Raw genomic sequence first — 21,696 nt, forward strand, 5'->3', positions numbered from 1 at the left:
TTTTGAATAGATTCCAGGAATATTATGTGCCTTTTCCTCTGTTTTTATCCTGACTGCATCGTAATCAAATTTTAATTAATATTCAGAAAAATTTAGCTTATCATCAAAAAAAGCGGCCAATACTGATTAGCCGCTTTTCGTCATTTTATTTAGGTACTGCCGTTTTCTTTGTACGAATTTCTTCCTGAACGTTCTCAATAAACGCATCCAGTCCCTGAGGTCCTTCGTCTCCATTTGCCCGGCTTCTTACCGCCACGGTTTTACTGTCGGCCTCTTTTTCTCCAACTACCAGCATGTAAGGTATTTTCTGTGTCTGAGCCTCTCGGATCTTATAACCGATTTTCTCAGCCCGGGTATCCAGTTCCGCACGGATGCCGGCATCTTTTAATTTCTGGAGGACATCCGTTCCATAATTGATAAACTTATCTGATATCGGCAGCACCTTAACCTGAACCGGGGCAAGCCAGGTAGGGAATGCACCGGCAAAATGTTCGATCAGGATTCCGATAAAACGTTCCACTGATCCAAAAGCCACCCGGTGAATCATGATCGGCCTGTGGCGTTCTCCATCCGCACCGATATACTCCAGGTCAAACCGCAGCGGCATCTGGAAATCCAGCTGGATCGTTCCGCACTGCCAGGTTCTGCCCAGGGAATCTTCCAGATGGAAGTCGATCTTCGGGCCGTAGAATGCGCCGTCCCCTTCATTGATTACATACGGAAGATTCAGCTCTTCCAGGGCGGCTTTCAAGGAGTCCGTAGCCATCGCCCAGTCCTCGGCGCTTCCCATGCTGTCCTCGGGCTGCGTCGACAGTTCCACATGATATTTAAACCCAAACAGGCTGTATACCTCGTCAATCAGCTGTACAACGCCTTTGATCTCCTCCTTGATCTGTTCCGGCATCATGAAGATATGCGCATCATCCTGGTTAAAGCAGCGGACACGCATCAGGCCGTGAAGCGCCCCTGATTTTTCATGGCGGTGCACCAGGCCGATTTCCCCCATACGGATCGGCAGGTCGCGGTAGGAATGGGGCTCTGATTTGTACACCAGAATACCGCCGGGGCAGTTCATCGGTTTGATCGCGAAGTCTTCCTCATCAATCACCGTAGTATACATATTATCTGCATAGTGATCCCAGTGTCCGGACGTCTCCCAGAGTTTCCGGCTCAGCATGATCGGCGTGGAGATCTCCACATAACCTGCCTTCGTGTGTATCTGACGCCAATAGTCCAACAGAGTATTTTTTAAAACCATGCCCTTGGGCAGGAAAAACGGGAATCCTGGTCCCTCGTCCATCATAGTAAATAAACCCAGCTCTTTTCCCAGTTTCCTGTGGTCACGTTTCTTCGCCTCTTCAATCCGGTCCAGATATTCCTGCAGATCGGCACTCTTGGTAAAAGAAGTACCATAGATTCTGGTCAGCATTTTATTCTTCTCACTGCCCCGCCAGTAAGCGCCTGCCAGGGAGGTCAGCTTAAATGCCTTCACCGGCTTTGTGCTCATCAGATGAGGGCCGGCACACAGATCCACGAATTCTCCCTGCTGATAAAAACTGATGGTCTCTCCCTCGGGCAGATCTTCGATCAGTTCTACTTTATAGGGTTCTTCCTTATCCTTCATAAACTGAATCGCTTCTTCCCTGGGAAGAGTGAACTGCTCGATCTTCAGATCCTCTTTCACGATCTTCTTCATTACCGCTTCGATCTTCTCTAACTCTTCCGCTGTAAAAGGCTCCTCCCGGTCCATGTCATAATAAAACCCGTCCGCAATCGAAGGCCCGATCGCCAGCTTAGTACTGGGATACAGTCTCTTCACCGCCTGGGCCATGATATGGGAAGTCGTGTGATGGAATGCAGCGCGTCCGCCCTCATCGCTGAAGGTCAGGATGTTCAGGTTACAATCCTTATCGATTACTGTGCGCAGATCCACTACTTCCCCGTTTACCTCTCCTGCACAGGCCATTCTGGCCAGTCCCTCACTGATATCTTTGGCAATATCGATGACAGACATGGCGTTTTCAAATTCTTTTTTTGATCCGTCTTTTAAAGTTACGATCATGTTAGTATCTCCCTTCTTTACTCTCCTGCATGCGCTTAAACGCATTAAAAAACCGCCTCTTCCCACACTGTACCAGCACGGAAAGGGACGGACATCTTCTAATATGATCCGCGGTTCCACCCTTCTTGTTTCTTGCAAAACCACTTCATTTGGACCGATAACGGGGTCACCGTGCCGTATTAAGGCCGCTCCGGGATGGTCTTCAGATATCTTTCCCATAAGGTGCTTCCAGCTGATTAACACCTCTCTCTGGATGGTTCTCATATCCTACTGTTCTCTTCTGCGCTTTGGCGATTTTGTGTTGTCTTTACAACTGAATCTATTATAAGCATCCGCCCCATTTTTGTCAAGGGTCTAAGAAAACCGCCGAAGGCCGAAAGGGGACATGTCCATTCCGGTTTGGGACATGTCCAATTCGTCAAAAAATCAAAGGGGACATGTCCCAAACTGAAATGGACATGTCCCCTTTTGATTTTTAGATACTATTTGCGATTGACTATCTTCTTTCTTGTAAATATTGTAGCTATACCGAATAGTCCTGCTAAGCTTAACATCATCATCAGGCCTATCGGAGTCTGATCCCCTGTCTGCGCAGCTGAAACCTGGCTGTCAGAACTGCTGCCCTGGGAATCATTGTTATGTTTGGTATCCGGCACATCATGCTTTTCGATCGGGGTGTAGATGATCGCATAAGTGGAATACTTGTCGGAACTGAATCTCAATGTGTCACCAATCTGCGTTGTGTGTAATACTTCCGCAACACCGTCATGGTAGCGAACCACGGCATAATCCTTGCCGCCCCGCATCCCTTCCGGAATCGTAATGGTAAATACGATCTCTCTTGGAACATTGCTGACCAGTAAGCTTTCCTGGCTTCCATCCTGCCAGGTAATATTTTTTATCAGACTAATGTCGAAATAGGAACCTACTGTTCTGCCGCCCGCCGCCTGCTGGATCTGCTGCTTTTCCGCTGCATCCGCCGCTATGGCGGTTACTGTGACGACTAATTGGATGGATTTGCTGTTATTGAGTTCCTCGGAGCTGACTACTAATCCGATCAGATCTTCCGGGTTCTCCAAAAGTGTGACCTGGGTTCCCGCTGTTTTTATATCTAAGTTTACCTCTAAGGAGGCAGCCTTGCGGATTAACTGATCCAGTTTCCGAATCAGCTCATCTTCTACCTGGCTTTGTTTACCGCCCAGCACGTCATAAAGTTCTTTGGCCTGCGCGATCTGGCTCTTGGCAGCGCTAATCTGGGCCTCACTGCTGGTGTTGGGATCGATCAGAGCGCGGATAGCATCTTCCGCAGCCTTCACCTGTGCATCCTTCTGTATATGCAGACCATCGGTCAGGTCTGTTTTTCCGCCGTTTACGGCTACCTGGATGCTGTGTTCCGGATATTTGGGGTGTGTTATAGTGACCGTGATGGTCCCGTCCGGCAGATTCTCTATATGGTACCGGCCATTTTCATCGGTCACGTCCGTATCCAGAGTCGTCCCTTTGTCGTCCTTTGCCGTGATCTGCGCGCCGCTGACGGGATCGTTCTGATCATTCGTCAGGGTACCGCTTATCTCAGCGCCAAGGTTTGTGCTGATGTCAGGCTTCTCACCCTTTTGTCCATTTACTTCAGTTACCTTCTCGCCTTCTACTTTCAGATCGGAAGTATTGGCTTTTCCATCCTTATCCACTGTCAGAGAATGCTCCCCGTCCGGGATATTGGTTATCTCGTAATGGCCGTTCTGGTCCGTCTTATCTTTGCCCAGCTCTTTACCATTTTCATCTTTTACGGTTACCTCTGCATCACTGATCGGGTTCCCGTCCTTGTCCGTTATGGTTCCTTCCACACTGGCTCCGCCTACCTGTATCTGGGCATTCTTATCTCCATCTACATTCTGGCCTCCTCCGGCGATATCCACCGAACCAGTCTCGGTCTTACCGTCTTTTTCAACGGTAATCGTATGGCTGCCGTCAGGCACATTGGGGATCTGATAATCGCCGTTGGCGTCTGTCGTATCCTTCCCCAGTTCCTTTCCGTCCTGATCCTTGATCACTACTTCGGCACCCACAACCGGTTTGCCGTTTACATCCGTAACGTTACCGCCTACATCAGCTCCGCCTACCGGCAGCTGCACATCGTCGGTTCCGGATACATTCTGGCCGTTGCCGGTGATCTCTACTTTGCCCGTCTCGGTTTTACCGTCTTTTTCGATGGTCACGTCATGTGTTCCATCGGGAACATTGGGAATCGTATAATCTCCGTTGCCGTCTGTCGTATCGCGGCCTAATTCTTTTCCGGTTTCATCTTTTACCACGACCTCGGCGCCTTCTACCGGCTTACCGTTCACATCCGTGATCGTTCCGGTTACGTCTGCCCCGCCCACCTGAAGCTGGGCGTCACCACCACCGGTTACTGTCTGTCCGTTATTGCCGATTTCCACCTGGTCGGTTTCCGTCTTTCCGTCTTTTTCGATCGTGATTTCATGGGTTCCGTCCGGCACATTGGGAACCGTATAGTCCCCATTGACGTCCGTTGTATCATGCCCCAGTTCTTTGCCGGTGTTATCTTTTACTACTACTTCCGCGCCCTCAACCGGATTCCCGTTCACGTCCGTAACCTTACCGGTTAAGTCCGCTCCGCCTACCGGCAGCTGTACATCATCGGTTCCGCTCACGTTCTGTCCGTTTCCGGTAATCTCGACCTTTCCGGTCTCGGTCTTTCCGTCCGATTCTACGGTCACATCATATTTTCCATCCGGTACATTAGGGATCGTATAATCACCATTGCTGTCTGTCGTATCACGGCCTATCTCTTTTCCGGTTTCATCTTTTACCACGACCTGGGCACCTTCCACCGGCTGCTTATTCACATCTGTGATCGTTCCGGTCAAATCAGCTCCGCCCACCGGCAGCTGTACATCACCGGCTCCGCTTACATCCTTGCCGTTGTCTTTTATCTCGACCTTTCCGGTCTCGGTCTTTCCGTCCTTTTCGATGGTGATATCATGATTTCCGTCCGGCACATTGGGAATCGTGTAATCCCCGTTGCTGTCTGTCGTGTCCCGGCCCAGCTCGTTTCCTTCGCTGTCCTTGATCACAACTTCCGCTCCTTCGACCGGCTGCTTGTTCACATCCGTGATCGTTCCGGTTACATTGGCTCCGCCAAACAAGATCTGAATGTTGCCGCCACCGGTTACTGTCTGTCCATTTTGGCTGATTTCTATGGTTTCCGTTTCGGTTGTACCATCTTTAACCACAGTAATGGTATGGGTTCCGTCCGGCACATTGGGAATCATGTAGCTTCCGTTTCCGTCTGTCGTATCACGGCCAATTTCGTTGCCGGAGCCATCTTTTACGATTACCTCCGCTCCAACAACTGCGTTATTATTCACATCTGTGATTTTCCCGCTTAATTCGGCCCCGCCGATAGGCAGCTGTACATCTTTCATGCCGGTTACCGTATGACCATATGCGCTGACCACTACTTCAAACTGATCCGTGGTACCCTGGTTCCCGATTGTAATCTCATAGGTCCCGTCAGGTACATTGGCAAATGTATAAGAGCCATGGGCATTCGTCGTAACACGTCCCGCTTCTGTGTCGGGTTTCACTTTTAAAATCACTTCCGCATCTTTCACCGGCTGCTTGTTCACATCCGTAACCGTTCCGGTTAAGTCCGCGCCTCCCACCGGCAGCTGCATATTCATATCTCCGATCACACTCTGCCCGTTTCCGCTGATCGTAACGTTTCCTGTGCCGGTAATACCATCTTTTTCAAATGTTATCTTATATGCTGCGTCCGGGATATTGCCGATAGTGTAGTTACCCTGATCGTCTGTCGTACTGCGGCCGATCTCTTTTTCGAGGCTGTCTGTAATCACGACCAGCACTCCTTTGGCCGGCCGGGCGTTCACATCCGTAACCGTTCCGGTTAATGTGGCTCCGCCTAAAGGCAGCTGCACATCTTTCATACCGGTTACCGTCAGCCCGTTTCCGCTAATCCCTACTTCAAACGTATCCGCTGCACCGTTTTTCTCAATGGTGATCACATAGGCTCCATCGGGTATATGGGCGAATGTATAATCTCCCTGAGCGTCAGTAACCGATCGCCCAATCTCCGCTCCGGCTTTTGTTTTTAATACCACTTCCGCTCCCGGCACCGCCTGGTCGTTTATATCTATTACTTTTCCAGACAAGTCCGCGCCGCCGTACGGCAGCTGCACATTTCCGGTTCCGCTCACATTCTGGCCGTTTGCACTGACCGTTACATTTGCCGTCCCGGTAGTACCGTCTTTTTCTGCGGTAATGACATATTCTCCATCAGGCAGATTCGTAATCGTATAACTGCCGCTTGAATCCGTCGTAAAGCGGCCCGCTTCGCTATCGGGCTTCCTGCTGACAACCACTGCAGCTCCCTCAACGGGCAGCTTATTGACATCCGTCACTATTCCGGTTAAATCAGCCCCGCCGATGAGCAGCTGCACATCTTTCATGCCGGCTGTCTGTCCATTATTGCTGATTATTACTTCAAATGTATCTGTTTTTCCATTTTTCGAGACGGTAATCTCATAGGTGCCGTCAGGGACATTAGCGAATGTATATTTCCCCTGACCGTCTGTGGCAGAGCGTCCAACTTCCGTATCCGGAGCTGTTTTTAAAATAACTTCCGCCCCCGCCACTGCCTGGCTGTTCACATCCGTAACCGTTCCGGTTAAGTCCGCGCCGCCCACCGGCAGCTTAAAATTGCGGTCACCCGTTACATTTGCCCCGTCATTGCTGATACCAATGGAGCTGTTTTTGCTAACCGTGTCTTTTTGTACGGTAAGTGTATAGCTTCCGTCAGGCAGATCGGAGATTTTGTAATCTCCGTCAGCATTTGTTACAGTGCTGCCGATCGTTTGATCGCTGCCGTCTTTTAATGTTACCTGGACTCCATTCAGCGGCAGACCATTCACATCCGCTACCTTACCGGTGATCTCTCCATGGTACGGCTGGATATCCACGGATATCTGAACCGTGGCAGTCGTTCCGTTGGCGTCTGCGGCCTGTACCGTCACAGTACCCGTTCCGGTTTCTGTGGGCGTACCGGCGATCCGGCCATTCTCCAGGGTAAGTCCCGCCGGCAGCGTACCCGCCGTTATGCTAAGTTCCGCCGTCCCGCTTCCTCCGGTCACCTGAAGCTCCACTGGGGTAATCGCTTTCAGGACTTTTCCCGATATGGTGTTCGGGACTGCCGTCAGCATAACAGGTATCGGATTTCCAGACGCCGTAATCGTGACAGAAGCCGTCACGGAAGTGATCGACACCACACCGCTCGTCTTATCATAGGTATATCCGGTTCCCGCCTCTAACTCCGTTCCCATCACCACCGTAATCGTATCCGGCAGTTCGTAGCCTGCTTCCGGTGTCAATGTCGTACTGTAAGCTTCCCCGGAGTTAACATAGCTCGGGCCGTTATGCGTAATATTGGACAGTTTCGCCGTTACATCCAGCACATGTTCCACTACTCCGGTTCCGTCTTTTCCGGTCAGGGTCGTATCAGGGCTGGTGTTAAGCGTACCGCCTTCCACTACGATCACCGTATCGCCCCCGGGATTCTGGATCGTGATGTCACCCAGGTTCAGGGTTCCGCCCGGCTTTACAACCACCCCCGGTTCCCCGCTGCCCGTATCAATGACCACCTTCGAGTCGTCACCATAGACATCGGACGGTAATTCCCACGTCTGATCGTTGTCTACTATGATCGGATCCTTTACGATAATGGTTCCGTTATGATCCAGATAATCTTTGGCTTTGTCAAAGCTTTGTACCGGATTATCTTTCGTTCCGTCTCCCGTGCTGTCACTTCCGTTCTGGCCATCCACATACACCTGATCTTTTATGTAATCCGGTTTTTGCTGAGTAATCTTAATGGATGTGCCATCCAGGTATGTATACCACACAGAAGTAGTCGAACCCGATACCACTACCGGTACCGTGATTTTCTTGATCGACTGGTTGAGAATATTGTTGATGGTCGCAGCATCCGTAATCGCATCCGAAACTTTTGCGATCACTTTGCCTTCCGTATAATTTAACGGCTTGATCGTAATCGTATAATTCAAAGGACCATCCAGGTAGGCAAACTTATCCGCAGTACTGCTATTATAATCCAGATAAATCTCGGCGTTCACTTGTGCATTACCGGAAATATGGAACTCCGCACCGGCCTGGTTCTGTGCACTGTGGAATACACCGCTCCCCTTTGTAGCAGTGTTGGAACTTTCGATGATGCCACCGGTCATGGCAAATGTCTTTGCGTACGAGGTATTATAAATGCCTCCACCCCATCCGGCTGCATGATTGTCGCTGATACGCCCGCCTTCCAGATACAAGCTTCCCAGATTATACACACCAGCGCCTGAATAATTGTTACTATCGTCTGTTGTTCGGTTTCCTGAAATAACTCCGCCCTGCATGTGGAAAGTCCCATTGCTTTTCACGAGAACACCGGCGCCCTGGGCTGCAGATGTATTATTTACAATACTTCCGTCCTTCATCACACATGCGGCATTCCCACTCTCCGTATCGTCTCCGACATATATAGCAGAACGGCCATTACCGGTTGACATCTGGTTCTGAATAAATGTCCCATTTTCAATGACCAGGTTCCCGCCTGGAAATACCTGGATCAGGTTTAATGAAGAAGATATCCCCTTCCCGTCAATAATAATTCCCTCCAGAGTCACATCACCATAAATACTGATCTTCCCGCTGTCTGAGCTTCTGTAGATCGTTCCCCCGGTCAGCGTCAGCTTCTTACTGATGCTCAGCTGTGAGGAGAGAGGGATTTCCCCCTGAATCGTGATGGTATCCCCGGGATTTGCCGCTGAGATCGCTGCGGTCAGTTCATTATATGTAGTAACCGGGCCTGAGGTATTCAGCGTAGATACCCCCAGGTAATCAGAAAAATGGGTGGTCTGGAAAATATATTTTCCATCCTCGACCCGGCCTTCCATTTTGGTCAGCGTTCCATCTTCCGCCAGATGATATACGGCAAAATTTTCTTCCGCCATACCCTCGGGGATCTCCATGGATACCTCCACCTGACCTTCGGGCTGAACCTGCTCCCCGTCCATCTCAAGGGAGATATCCAGGTTCTGATAGATCATATTGTCATAGCTGATATTTTCTTCTTTTTCAGCCAGTTCCTGCAGGACTTCATCCGCCACCTGGCTCTTTTCTACGTTTAAGCTGGTATCGGGATCGACGATCTCCTCGTTATCCGCCGTTACGGTTACGCCCAGGTCCGATTCCAGAACCACCGGTCCCGCGCTCACTACCCGCACCGTCGCTGTGGGGAAAAGTACGCCGTCCTTCAGTGACAGGTTCTGTTCTGCCAGAACATTCCCAACAGGGCTTGCCTGAAAGACATAGTCTCCCAGCACTGTGCCGTCATAATGATCACAGTTCCACTGAACCGGAACTTTTATCGTGTTCGGTTCCGTGGTCACATTCCCTGTCTGTTCCGCATCCGCATCTTCCGGCACGGAAGTTACCAAAGCTTCCAGAGCTTCTGGTAAACCAAGATCCGATCTCTGTGTTTTAAATGTTACTTCGCAAATAGTATCCGGATTCCAATTACTAAATTCTGTAATGGTCAAATGTGCGTCCGCATCTGTGGTATCCGCATTTGGTGTCGTCCCATCTGGTACCGGGGTACCCGTCGGTTCTGGTGTATCTGCAGGAACCGGCGATTCCGCAGCTTCCGGGTTATCCGCCGGAACCGGTGATTCTGTAGCTTCCGGCCCGTTTTCCGGGGCTGGTGATTCTGTAGCTTCCGGCCCGTTCGCCGGATCTGGTGTTCCGGCCGCCTGAGGTTCGTCTCCTGGCTGCGCCGTTACCTGCGCGTCCGTGGAAGCCATATCGTCTGATACGTTTTGGACACCGTCCTGGGATTCCTGCGGCATTTGCTCTGGCCCGTCTATGTCTCCTCCTTCCGTCTTATTCACATTTTCTCCTGCATAGGCAACCTGCAAATTTGTTAACATCGTACTGCTTATCATGGCACAGGCTACTAATACAGTAAAGGTGCGTCTGAGCAAGCGTCGGCACATTTCTCTTCCATGTTTTATAAGACCTTTGGAATCCGCATCCTTCATAAAAATCCTCCTTTCTCGCTATTTCATATCGGTTTTTTTTGTATTTCAGAGTCATTTCATGAAATACTATGTCCATTATAGAAAAAACGGGAAAGGAATTGGAGTTTTTTATATTTTGTTGTTATTTATTGTTATTTAAGATAAAAGGACCTTGGATTCGGTCATTTTTACCGAAAAAGCCATTATAATGTGGAAAATTGATGGTGTGAAATTTATAGGTGGTGTCAGCCTCATACGCCGTACCAGCTTTTACAAAACTCGTAGGAAATACGGGCTTATTGGGCGTATCCGGGAAATACTGCGTTTCAAAGCAGACACCGGCCCATTTCTCATACCGGCAGCCGCCTTTTCCGACCTCCCCGTTCAGATAATTTCCCGTATATACCTGAACCCCCGGCAGGTCGGTATACATTTCCATGGAGATACCGCTTTCCTGGCAGGCCAATATGGCAAACGGCTTTCCACTGCCCGGATCATTCAGCACGAAATTCTGATTATAGCCACACCCCCACCGCAATTCCTGCTCATCACTGCCGATCTCCAGTCCGATTCGCTTAGGAACTCTGAAATCCATCGGCGTTCCCTCCACAGGGCAGATCCCACCGGTAGGGATACAGGCCTGATCAGCCGGTGTATAGGCATCCGCATCGATCCATAGCAGATGATCCCCCACCGTCCCCGAGTCGTGTCCACACAGGTTAAAATAACTGTGATTCGTCATATTGAATATGGTGTCCTGATCGGATATCGCATGATAAGAGATCTTTACTTCATTTTCTTTTGTCAATGTATAAGTGACTTGAATATCTGCCTGGCCCGGGAAACCCTGGTCACCATCAGGGCTGTGCAGCTTAAAAGAAACCGACGGCTCCGTTTCCGTTCCGCCCGCTGCCGCCTCCCACATCCGTTCAAAATATCTGTCAAACCCGCTGTGCAGGTTGTTGCCGCCCTCATTTTGATCCAGGCGGAATGTACGGCCGTTTTGGGTAAAGGAGGCATGGCTGATCCGGTTTGCATTTCTCCCGATCACCGCCCCCAGTCCGGGATCATTGCACCGGTAATTGTTCAGATCCTGATAACCCAGCACTACGTCCCGCATTTCTCCATTGCGGTCCGGTACCACCAGCCTGTACAGGACTGCACCCAAATCACAGACCGTCAGTTCCATTTTATTCTCATTCACCAGAGTGTACAAAGTCACCTGGGAATCCGATCCATATGTTGCTGTAACCCCCATTTTCCTTATCCTTTCCATGCATAGTCATATAGACCCTCCGCTGCCGCCCGCGGAGGGTCTGTTCCTTTCTTTGGAGAACCGGGACACAGCGCTGCCCTGCTTTGTCCCGTATTATTTTTTAATAAGATAGACCGCTCCCGCCGTCCATTCCTCCATCTTTTTCACGATTACCCGGTCGTCCTCCACGCAGAAAATATCTCTTCCATATCTGCCGGCTGTTTGAAAACCTTTTTCTATCGGAATACTGAACTCATCGTCCGTATCCTCAAAACCGTGGCAGACAATCAGTATTTCCCTATCATTCGCTCTCACCGCCGCCTGCGTACCCTTTGGATGCCGGATATACGCGCTCCGCTTTCCGAAGATCCTGGTAACGCCGTTTTTCAAGATCTGTTCCAGTCCCTGATAGAACTTGATTCCGTCGGATATGGTTTGCCACTGGTCCTCTGACAACTGTTCGATGTCTCCTGAGAGACACAGCCTTCCTAAAAATCCCGCAGCCACACCGTACTCCAGCCGCTCCTTCGTGTGATCTTTTCGAAGAACGGCCCAGACCTGATTCTGCCTGGGCAATACCAAGTTCTGCAGATTGGCGGCAATGTAAGGGATTTCCCTGGCCTCATGGGCATCTGAGAAGGAGGTCATCGCCGTGACGGCCAGCATGGACGGCTCCGTCCGGTTTCCGCCGGACGCGCAGTTTTCGATGATGAGTTCCGGGATCTCCTTTTTCATCCGGATAAAGAAATCACGCACCCCCTGCATCTGTCTGCGTAAGCCCTCTCCCAGGCTCTCGCCGCAGTCACAGCCCATACCTATGTTCCCGTTATAGTCCACCTTCAGATAGCCGAAATCATATTCCTTCAGCATATCAATGACATGCGCACGCAGATAATCTGTCACTTTTGAATTCGTAAAATCCCAGTAGGTCCGATAGGGACCGTTATGTATCACCACGCCGTTTCTTTTCAGATGCATCGGGTCGTATTCTTTTTCATACACCCGGGATCCCATGGTTGTCACTTCGAATTCCAACCAGATTCCGGGAACAAACCCATCCTCCCGAAGCTTCCGGTTCATCTCTTTCATATCGGGAAACCGTTTGGTGTCTACCAGCCATTCCCCATTCCCCAGCTGTTCCTGACTGTCTTTGCTCCAGCCTGCGTCGATGACCAGATACCGAATTCCTTTCCCCTTTATGGTTTGGGCAAACTGGAGCACTTTTTCCTGGGTGGGATTGCCCCAGGAAGCACAGTACTCATTGAAAATCACCGGCAGTCCCTGTTCGCCATAGGCATCTGCGGCAATGTTCTCTAGCCTGGTCAGGCTCTGGCAGGCCTCATAGATATCTCCCTTAACAACGGCCACATATGCCCTGGGTGCGCAGAAATGTTCTCCGGGCCGCACGGTCTTCGACCAGGCGCCCTTTTCTTCATCGGCGATGCCGCCGCTGAAAGACAGTGTATCTCCATCCCTGGAAAGCTCCATCTGCCAGGAAGCGTTATACTCCAGAGCCGCAGCCCAGAACAGATGATGTTCCCGGTCCTCCACCGCGGCTGTTGGAAAATAGGTCTGGGTGGTCCAGCTTCCGATCGAACCGAACTTCTCACTTTTCGGAAACGGAGAGCACCAGGCTTTCTGAAGGCCCAGTTCTTCGATATTCTGCGCTGTGTGCATTCCCTCCAGTGCCCAGCTGCCGCGGAATCTGTGAAGAGCCAGTTTATCCGTCTGATCTGAGTCCTTCTGACAAGGGCTTAAATTCTCCAGGCAAAAACTGCTCAGCATCTCAAGCACCATACTCCTGCCGCTCTCATTCACAAATTCGGTCTCACAGAAAATCGCTGTCTGCCCGTGTGTCCAGGTCAGCGTATGTATCACTTTATAATTCTCCGGCGATGCCAGAACCGTAATGATCCTGGTCTGTGAGTTCTGCGTTTCCTCCCACTGTCTTTCAAACCGGAGCTGGTCCGTGCTTTCTGAATACTTCATGGTGGAACCATTTCCCAGACTCCGTTTGTGATGTCTAAGATGCAGATGTACCAGCGTTCCCGGCTTCCACTCTTTGTTATATTCGTTCGCCGCATCGGCGGCTGCCGGCTCAGAGTCCCAGTTAACAGCCAGTTTGCCGGCCTCATCTGCCGGAAGCATAACAAAGGAAGTCCTTCCCTTGTCCGTTACCAGATAGGTAATCTGTGTTTTTCCTAACATGTACTTGTAAGTCTGCATAGCTAAACTCCTTCTATAAAAAGTAAATACGAATTTTTTCCGTCCCTATTTTCACTCTAAATCATTCATTCGCGAATCGACCCCGGATTGTTCCCACTTCAGGCTAAGTGCAAAATCCGGTCTTATACATGTCTGCTGACCACCACCCTTCTCAAAGAAACCGGCAGATTCTCACTGCCGCAAAACATAATCCAAAAGAGTCCTTTTCCGTCTTCAGGAATCTGTAGGATCTTCTCCAGAATCTCATTTATTTTTCATTCTGTCAATATACTAAGTCCGAATTTATCTAAGACAATTGTTCTTAGAGTTAGTATTCACGGCCGTTGGAGAGGGGACTGGCACCTTTCGGCAGTAAAGCCAAACACTAACAGTAACTACGTGGAGAAAGGGGCCTGTCCCCGGATGCCGGCCTATACAAGCAAAAAAGCGCCAGTTCCCCCGGATGCCGAGCTATTCTAGTCAACATCCGGGGACAGGCCCCTTTCTCCACGTAGTTACTGTTAGGTTTGACTTTACTGCCGAAAGATGCCAGTCCCCTCTCCATCGGCCGTGAATGGTAACATCTAATACTTTTTAATATAACATCTTTCTTCGGGATTCTGATTTTTCAATACGAAGGATTTCAAGCGGTATGGTATGTATTTCCTCCCATGCTTCCTCCTGATAGCGGATGTCCAGCGGGAAACCTGCTTCCTCCTCCACCGTCTCCACTGTAATCGCAGGCTTGCCGATATATTCGGAATAATAATGAACCGTGTTGCCGCCGCTTATATTAGTCAGCATCTCCTCTTCCTTCTTGCCCATGGAATATTTGGATATATTCGAAAGCCGCTTTGCGATCCGGCGCTGTCTCTGGTTATACAGACCTGACATTGCCCCCCGGTAATAATAGATGATCTTCCCTCTGGAATGAAAATCCAGATAGCCAATGGACGGAGCCGTCTGAAACACGGTGACCAGCAAACGGCTTTCCGCCTCGCTGAGCGGCATCTCGTTGGGACGCTGCTGCACATAGGAGCGGGATGGAAAATTCCGGTTGATATCCACTCCCCGGGCATTATATTTCCAATCTTCATGAGGAATATTCATCATCTTTGCCGCCTGCCTGAGAATCGGATTGCGGATCTGATCAAATCCATGCAGCGCGATCTCATAACCATCCGGGTTCAGCAATGGAATAAAGCTGATTTCATAGCCATTCAACAGATCAAACACGTCATATTCACCGATTTTCATCCGTTTTTCGTATGCTTCGCAGTACTCTTCGATCATCTTAATCATCAAAACCGGGTTAATCGTCTCTCTGCCATGGACCCCGGCCGTACAGATCAGTGTCTTCTCTCCATTGCCAAGCCGGATCATCGGAATTTTTCGTTCATCATGGCTATGCCCGATCACCTGGATCTGAATCAGAGACCGGTAGTCCCTGCCCAGATCATTCAGCCGTTCCATCATTTCTTCATAAGTATAAGTTTTATTCAACTGTACCAAATAAGAACCCTCCCGAACATATCGTTTGTTTTGTAAGGCTTGGCCTTCAAAACATTATATGTGGGAGGATTCCAACTTATGATTAAAAATTAACATATGTTAAAAAACAGCCGCTAAGTGCTCATAGCGATAAAAAATAGTAGCGCTCGACAATACCTCGCTGACTATTTTTCATGCATCGCACGTAAGCGGCTAAAAAACAGCCGCTAAGTGCTCATAGCGATAAAAAAGTAACTTATTCGCGGATCTGTCCGTCACCATAAATAATAAACTTAGTCGTGGTCAGCGCCTGTAATCCCATCGGCCCTCTGGCGTGCAGCTTCTGGGTGCTGATCCCGATCTCCGCTCCGTAACCGAACTCAAACCCGTCGGTAAACCGGGTGGACGCGTTGACATAGACAGCAGCCGCGTCGATCTCATTTAAAAATTTCTGGGCATTGTGGTAATCTTTCGTGATAATCGCCTCAGAATGTTTTGTATTATATTTATTGATGTGGGCAATCGCCTCATCGATGCCGGACACGGTCTTCACACTTATGATATAGTCCAGATATTCTGTCCCGTAGTCCTCTTCAGACGCGCAGGCCAGATCAGGCTCGGCCTGACGTGCCCTCTCATCCGCGCGTATCTCTACATTCTTTTCGGCCAGTTTTCTTTTTAATATGGGCATGAACTGATCCACCACAGCCTCATGTACCACCAGGGATTCACATGCGTTGCAGACACCGATTCTCTGGGTTTTCGCATTGTTAACGATATTCACCGCCATCTCAAGATCCGCCGATTCGTCCACATAGATATGGCAGTTTCCCGTACCGGTCTGGATCACGGGAATCGTGCTCTGTTCCACTACAGTCCTGATCAGCCCCGCGCCGCCTCTGGGAATCAGCACATCCACATACGGATTTAATTTCATAAAGGCAGCAGCCGTCTCCCTGCTGGTATCCTCTATCAGCTGGATCGCATCCCCGGGAACGCCTCCGTCCTCCAAGGCCTCCCGAATGCAGGCGACAATGGCCATATTGGAATGAATCGCGTCGCTTCCTCCCCGCAGGATCACTACGTTTCCGGTCTTAAAGCACAGACCGAACGCATCGGCGGTCACATTGGGCCTGGATTCGTAGATAATTCCGATCACCCCCAGCGGAACCCGCTTCTGCCCGATCAGCAGCCCGTTGGGCCGCGGTTTCATGGAGATCACTTCTCCTATGGGGTCCTCCAGATTCACCAGCTGCAGAAGCCCTTCCGCCATTCCCGCGATCCTGTCCTTGGTAAGCTGAAGCCGGTCTACTAGCCCGGCCTTCATACCAGCCGCTTTCGCATTTTCCACATCTGCTTCGTTGGCCTCTAATATCATCTGCTGCTGCGCAGTCAATGCCGCCGCTACCTTCTCCAGTATCCGGTTCTTCTTATCGATCGACAGGGTCCGCAGAACAGGTTCCGCATTTCTGGCCCGTTGTCCGATTTCCATTAATCTCATCTGGGCTCCTCCTTTTTCTAAGTAAATACATTGACATAGCTTCATATTTTAAAAATAAATTTATATAAATTTCATTCTATCCGTATCGTCCTGGCTTCGGTAATCAGCCAGTCCGGCCTCATATCATAAGGGCCAGACGGTATCCGTGGCACAATCTGACTCTCAAAACTGACCGCTGCCCTCAAAAGGTTAGGATGTAACGCGAGATACCGGTCATAGAATCCCTTCCCATAGCCGATACGGCCGCCCTCCTGATCAAAAGCCACGCCCGGCATAATCATAAATACATGTTCCACCGGCGTAACCATCATCCCTTCCACCGGCTCCAGAATTCCTTTAAAACCCGGCCGCAGTTCCCGGAAATCCCGTATCACATAAAATTCCATACGTCCATCCCCCAGAACCTTCGGCACCGCGGTGCGCTTTCCCTTCTTCCACGCGTCCTGAAACAGGGGCCGCATATCCACCTCCCTGCCGAAGTTCACGTACAGCAGCAGACACTTTGCCTGCCCGTACGCTTGCAGCTCCATCACCGATGCACAGATACGGTCGCTGAACCGGCGCCAATCGTCCGCCGGCATCTGCTCTCTGCTCTTTAATATGGTTTGTCTAATTTCCTTTTTTTCTGCCATACTTCTCACCCAGATCCGTGATAGAGCCGTCTTTTTCCTGGATCGAAATATTGTTCAGCTGCCCCCGCAGGTTACCGCGGATTGCCTCCAGATATTCCTGCCGAAGCGCCGTCTGCTCTTTCAACTCCTGCTGGGTAAGTCCTTCCGCCTTAGACTTCCGGTAAAGCACGTTAATTCTGGTTATCTTTGCCTCATCCATATTACAATCACCTAGTAACCGGCCTCCACATAGTCCGCCAGAGAAAACTCCTCTTTTCTGTGGGCTACGAATAACGTGCCGAATTGCTTTCCTTCCATTATTCTATGTATGACATGGACATCCTTGCCGTTAGCGATCACCATATCGGCTCCGGACTCTGTCGCGATCCTGGCCGCAGTCAGTTTGGTGACCATGCCGCCGGTCCCTACATTCGTACCGGTCGACGCTTTCCCCATCTGCATCAGCCGTTCATCCATATGATCCACCATATCGATAAACGTAGCCTTGCTGGTTTTATGGGGATCGTCGGTAAAAAGCCCGTCGATATCAGAAAGCAGGATCAGCAGATCCGCCTCCACCAAAGCCGCAACGATAGCGGACAGCGTGTCATTATCTCCAAAACGCATCTCATAGGTAGAAACCGTGTCATTTTCATTGACAATCGGGATCACACCCATATTCAGCAATTCCTGGAATGTATTATGGGCATTTACCCGGGTAGCTTCCTCTAGCATCGTATTCTTGGTCATCAGAATCTGGGCTGCGATCTGATTATACTCGCCGAACAGTTTCTGATACGTCATCATCAGCCGGCACTGCCCGATAGCCGCGCAGGCCTGCTTCTGTGCGATCCGGTCCGGCCGATCCTTTAAGCCCGCCGCTTTCTTCCCCACTGCGATCGCTCCGGAGGATACCAGTATGATATCCTTTCCCTGATTTCGAAGATCCACCAGTTCCCGGATCAGTTTTTCCAGTTTGATCAGATTCAGATTACCGGTCGTGGGATGCGTTAAGGAAGAACTCCCTATTTTAATTACGATTCTCTGTCTGTCCTTTAATTGTTCTCTGTAGTTCACCGCTATATCCCTCATATCTTTTAGTCACTGCTGACTTTTTCTGTATTTTCCATCATAACCTTAAATGCGGGATCCTGCAAGCCCTGAGAAGATTTTTTTACGGTTGCTTAACTCGGAGAGTTAAAAATATTTTGATTGTAATTTTATTCCAAATTACAGGACCTTTTTAAGTGACTTAAAAGACATACTAAACAAATATATTTTATATGGAGTAATATATAGTCAGAGGTTATTATTACCTGTCTGGTTTTACTAGCTCTGGTACCAATATTTTAGCAGATTTCTTAATTCAATTCATCACTTCATCTTTGTTACTTCCTAATTAAATACTACGAGCAAATATTATATGAGTAATAAAAATAAAAGAAATTGTCTTTTGTACATTATTTGTTTTGTATAGTTTCTTATTATGATACTATGTACTTAGATTATGTGTGTTTCAAAAATTGGTATACGAATTTTGAAAGGATGATTTTATTGAAAAAGACAACTTTAATTGTTTGTGTATTAGTGATTGTTGTTATTGGTGGGATTTTAATTATGACCACAAGTAATAAAAATCAGGTGTTAGAACCCGTTCCACAGTTAATAACATCTCGAAATAAAAATATGATTGGTAAAATAAATACTGCCAATTATGATACGGGTTATGTTATTACAGATGCAGAAAATAACATAGTCGAGTCTAAAGGTCAATCATCTCAATCTGCAGCACAAAGTAGTTATGTTAATAAATTTTATAATAAAGATTTCATGCCTACTGCAATTTCAGCTTTTGATACAAACGAAGAAAATGGAGTTTACAAAATACCTGAGATTATGTTTTTTAATTCAAATGTAGTGATATTCACCAATGACGGCAAAGGATGGAATTTAGAAAAGGGGAATAAGATAAATGTCATATATGAAAAATACCAATCTGAAATAGGCGATCAGGTTATTGAAATCGGTACTATATATAACAAAGTATTAAATAGTGGGGAACAGGATAACGATTTACAAGGATCATATTCTTTTACAGCCGACAACTCGGGAGAATACTATTTGTATATGATTGGGGGAAGTACAGAATCAATTACTCTTAAGGGCGGAGAAATTACTGTTGATAAACATTAAATATTTGCTTAAAAACATTGTGAATCCAATTTATGAAAGGAGATTTTAAGATGAAGTGCAAATTACTCATTAGATTTGTAAGTCTACTAAGTATTTTTTGTATCCTTTTATCCTCAACAGCTTTCGCATCGGAAACATCCAATGATCCGCCCAAGTATTTTACATACACAATATACTCAAATGATGGTCAAGTAAAAGAATATGGCATGTTTCCAAATAGCTATTATCCTCAGCCAAAGGTAAGTTATGGACCTGTCACATTAGGGAGCGGAGAGACCGTAGCATTCAATTGTGCGCAAGTGTATGCATATAAAGACACAAAAATGAATCTTAGCTATCGATTAAACAGATCTGCAGCACACAGATATACATGGTCGGTTGGATCCGTTGCTTTACCTAGTTATACTGGAACCAGCAACGGTCGAGATACTTGGGCTTTAGCTCCTGTAAATGGCAATGTCTGTATGTCATTTAATAATCGTTCCTCCGATCCCTTTACCATCAGCTATGTAACTCTTTCATGGTAGTATTATAAAAGTTGTACTTTTCCCAATATATAGAGGATACCGTTAACGGTATCCTCTTTTAAGAAACTCTCCCGCCATCGGGGTTACCTGTTCTTAGATCTGCCAATGCGTTTTGCCTCCCGCACTTGTGGGCCGTCTCCCCCCGGAACCGCTCCTTGCGCCTGCCCGCTCCGGCCCTAATCTAATTATCCCCAGACCATCAGCCTTTTCTATAAAATCCGCTCTCCGGCACCACCGGTATGTCCTCCTGCCAGATTCGCTCCGGCTGAATCCAGGTGGTACCACGGCTGACCGCCAGTGCTTTCGTATCATAAGGAATGCCCCTCCTTTTTACTTCGGGTATACTCAGGATTCTTCCGGACGCCGGTCCAGCTCCAGGTAATCCCGGTCTTTCAGGGCCGCCATATTGATACAGAATCCTGTGAGTCCTGTGAGCAGGAAGATCAGAGCGATACCGGAACCTTTTCCGCTGCCTACCAAAAGACTTATTCGTGATTGGGTGGGGGATGAATAAGCCATCCATGGCTCGAATATGTAGTCCGCCAGGATTCCACCCAGCAGATAACCCGCCGGTATTGTGAAAAACTGGAATGTCGCCTGTGTGGAAAATATACGTCCCTGCATCTCCACCGGTATCTGTTCCCGCATTACGCTGGACATGCCGGCGTTTAATAAGGGAAGCGGGAAATTTCCTAAAAAGGCCGCCAGCGACCACATGGTTTGATTTCTGCCGACTGACCACAGCACGTCACACGCCAGGAAGGAGATCCCGCAGGACCAGAAGATCGTTTTTCTCCGGCTGCCCGGCAGCTTTGCAAAGGTGGCCAGAAGGCCGCCGCACAGCGTTCCAAATCCCAGACAGGCCGATACAGCCCCCAGAATCTTGGTGTTGTTCGCCGTTCTGGATAGGATTAGGGCCGGCATCAGCGCATTTCCTCCCATGGAGGCTAACAGATTGACCAGGGCGAAGAACAGAATCATTTTCCAGATTCCACGGCGTTTTCTCAGATAGCGGATGCCCTCCATACTGTCTTGCCAGAATCCCTCTTTCTTCGCTTTTTTTACAGTTGAGGCCTCCGGTATCTCTGTCGGGGCCTCCGGTATCTCTGTCGGGATCTCCGGTATGTGGATCAGGAAGGCCAGTGTGAGAAATGCCACGGCAAATGAGATCAGATCTGCCGCCAGAACCGTCTGAATCCCGCCGAATGCCATCAAAGCCGTCGCCAGAGCCGGCTGCAGGATTGAGACGCAGGAAGCGGACATCGCCTGCATTCCGCTTACATTGGAATAGTATTTTTTCGGTGTCAGCAGGGTCACTGCTACCATGGAAGCTGGCTGTTGAAACGCATTCATACATCCAATCAGCAGATTGATCAGATACAGATGCCACAACTGCAAGCTGTTGGTACACAGCAGAAGAAAAATCGTGCCGCTTCCTGCGGCCGCTATGGTGTCGCAGACCAGCATGATGTTTTTCTTCTTCCATCTGTCCGCCAGCGTTCCCGCGGCGAAGCTGATCAGCACGTAGGGCAGGTAGGAAAAGAACGCCATGGAAGCCGTGCTCATGGCGGTTCCTTTCTGCTGGTAAGCCCATAGCACCAGCGCATAGCTGGTCATGGCACTGCCCAGCTCCGAGATGCTCTGACTGATCCATAATATGATAAAGCTGGTTAATCCTGTTTGATGTTTGTTTAATTTTTGTCCTTTCATGGCTATTGCTCCTTAATTTTTTTA

The 21,696-nt window shown here is 48.9% G+C and carries 11 protein-coding genes; 1 reads left to right on the forward strand and 10 read right to left on the reverse strand.

All coding sequences use genetic code 11. From position 1 onward, the window contains the following. Positions 1-145: 145 nt before the first annotated feature. From thrS to proB, 9 genes are all read right to left on the reverse strand, one after another. Complete coding sequence (gene thrS, locus KTH90_RS15110) at positions 146-2,062, reverse strand: threonine--tRNA ligase (RefSeq protein WP_158354064.1); 1,917 nt, start codon at positions 2,060-2,062, stop codon at positions 146-148. A gap of 482 nt (positions 2,063-2,544) precedes the next feature. Next, positions 2,545-10,200, reverse strand: coding sequence for a carboxypeptidase regulatory-like domain-containing protein (locus KTH90_RS15115; RefSeq protein ID WP_158354065.1), 7,656 nt, complete (start codon positions 10,198-10,200; stop codon positions 2,545-2,547). Between the two features lie 121 nt (positions 10,201-10,321). Further along, positions 10,322-11,437, reverse strand: a complete 1,116-nt coding sequence (locus tag KTH90_RS15120; protein WP_158354066.1) for an aldose epimerase family protein — start codon at positions 11,435-11,437, stop codon at positions 10,322-10,324. 111 nt (positions 11,438-11,548) lie between these two features. Beyond that, a complete protein-coding gene (locus KTH90_RS15125; protein WP_158354067.1) occupies positions 11,549-13,660 on the reverse strand; it encodes a glycoside hydrolase family 36 protein in 2,112 nt (703 codons plus the stop codon). A gap of 573 nt (positions 13,661-14,233) precedes the next feature. Beyond that, entirely contained in the window at positions 14,234-15,151 is a 918-nt protein-coding gene (locus KTH90_RS15130) for a M14 family zinc carboxypeptidase (RefSeq protein WP_158354068.1), read from the reverse strand. Positions 15,152-15,386: 235 nt separating this feature from the next. Further along, positions 15,387-16,631, reverse strand: a complete 1,245-nt coding sequence (locus tag KTH90_RS15135) for a glutamate-5-semialdehyde dehydrogenase (protein WP_158354069.1) — start codon at positions 16,629-16,631, stop codon at positions 15,387-15,389. Positions 16,632-16,702: 71 nt separating this feature from the next. Then, positions 16,703-17,263: a 5-formyltetrahydrofolate cyclo-ligase gene (locus KTH90_RS15140; RefSeq protein ID WP_238727010.1), complete on the reverse strand. Its 561-nt coding sequence runs from the start codon at positions 17,261-17,263 to the stop codon at positions 16,703-16,705. Beyond that, a complete protein-coding gene (locus KTH90_RS15145; protein ID WP_238727011.1) occupies positions 17,241-17,462 on the reverse strand; it encodes a DUF896 domain-containing protein in 222 nt (73 codons plus the stop codon). Before KTH90_RS15145 ends, KTH90_RS15140 begins: the two co-directional genes overlap by 23 nt. A gap of 11 nt (positions 17,463-17,473) precedes the next feature. Beyond that, the gene (proB, locus tag KTH90_RS15150; RefSeq protein ID WP_158354070.1) at positions 17,474-18,319 is read right to left on the reverse strand and encodes a glutamate 5-kinase; all 846 of its coding nucleotides are present in this window, start codon (positions 18,317-18,319) and stop codon (positions 17,474-17,476) included. A 477-nt stretch (positions 18,320-18,796) separates the two neighbouring features. Between proB and KTH90_RS15155 the strand changes: the two genes are divergently transcribed. Continuing rightward, the gene (locus KTH90_RS15155; RefSeq protein ID WP_158354071.1) at positions 18,797-19,435 is read left to right on the forward strand and encodes a hypothetical protein; all 639 of its coding nucleotides are present in this window, start codon (positions 18,797-18,799) and stop codon (positions 19,433-19,435) included. 872 nt (positions 19,436-20,307) lie between these two features. On the opposite strand, the gene KTH90_RS15160 is transcribed toward KTH90_RS15155, so the two are convergent. Further along, positions 20,308-21,672, reverse strand: coding sequence for an MFS transporter (locus tag KTH90_RS15160; protein WP_158354072.1), 1,365 nt, complete (start codon positions 21,670-21,672; stop codon positions 20,308-20,310). Positions 21,673-21,696 lie beyond the last annotated feature (24 nt).

Source organism: Diplocloster modestus (assembly GCF_019042245.1).
Taxonomy (GTDB): Bacteria; Bacillota; Clostridia; order Lachnospirales; family Lachnospiraceae; genus Diplocloster; species Diplocloster modestus.